This window comes from Bacteroides sp. 41_26 (assembly GCF_949740115.1).
Classification (GTDB): domain Bacteria; phylum Bacteroidota; class Bacteroidia; order Bacteroidales; family Bacteroidaceae; genus Bacteroides; species Bacteroides nordii.
Genome location: NZ_CATJGZ010000097.1, coordinates 1 through 1,155 on the forward strand (window position 1 = coordinate 1; position 1,155 = coordinate 1,155).

Below are 1,155 nucleotides of genomic sequence, written 5' to 3' on the forward strand. Positions count from 1 at the left end.
GATTAACTTGTGTACATCCGTTGCTCGGTAATAACATCTACCGTCCAACATAAGGAAAGGGAGTATTCCCTTTTTCCGGTAACGGGTCAGTGTTCGGGGAGCTACTTTCAGAAGCAGGCACAAGTCCTGATTATCCAGCAGTTCTTCCCCATCCAAACAATTACGTCCGTTTATCACTCGGTCTATCTTCTTATCCTGCATATCGAACCTATCCATGATACGTTCCATCCATGCGGTAAATTCATCTTTATCTATATACATAAGGCTGTCTGATTAAATTGTACCAATCATAAAATAACTTTGGTTGGACGGGGCTTTGAGTATGATGTCCCGTTCCCGCATAAAGCGGATATAGCTTTTTGCGGTACGTTCTTTCACGTCCAAAATCTGCTGTATCTGTTCGCACAGGTCTATGTAGGTTATATGTTCCTGTCTGCCGAACACCTCACGTGCAACCCCGACCAGTTCCTTTTCCTTACGCTTCTCCTTTTCCTCTCGTGGCTTTTCTCCTTTATAAAGGTGCATCCCGGCTGCTTTATCCCATGCGAACAGCATCAAAGGAACGTCCAATGGGCTGCCATCCCTTACTTTCAGTGCTTTTACCACCGATTGTGTGGGTTCTTCGTCCTTTTCGATGGAAAGAATTGTTGCTGCTTTACGCTGTAATTCCGAGCCTAAATGTCCCCGTAACTTCAAACCACTGGGTACGAAATGCAGTACGCAGAGAATACAGGTATTATAAATTCCTGCCAATCGGTACAGTTCATCTATAACCGCCACACTTTCCACTTCATCATTAGCACTTTTTACAAGGTCAGCAATGCCATCTATCACAACTAACTGTATGCCCCCGTACTGGTAATAAAACTTATCCATGCTTTGAACAATAGCGTGCAGTCGTTCTTTTCGGGACATACCCGTCAGACAAAATGCTTTCAGTTCTTCTGGTTTGTTCGGTTGCTTGGCACGTGCCAGTAGGTTACTTACATTCTTGAACAGTTGTACTTCGGACTGTTCCGTATCATAGAGCAATACCGCTTTGTGTTTACTGTTGGCGGCTATCTGTATGCCGAGCGTATCTATTTCCTTATCCGGTTGGCAGATACAGCCCGCTAACATGGCAGCTATATAATTACTCTTTCCTGTTCCCTCGCC

The 1,155-nt window shown here is 44.6% G+C and carries 2 protein-coding genes; both read right to left on the bottom strand.

Going from position 1 to position 1,155, the window contains the following annotated elements:
* On the bottom strand, positions 1–261 hold a 261-nt coding region (locus QX565_RS15040; RefSeq protein WP_289293318.1), incomplete at its 3' end, for a helix-turn-helix domain-containing protein.
* Positions 262–273: 12 nt separating this feature from the next.
* A partial coding sequence (locus QX565_RS15045) for an AAA family ATPase (RefSeq protein WP_354003823.1) occupies positions 274–1,155 on the bottom strand: 882 nt, incomplete at its 5' end.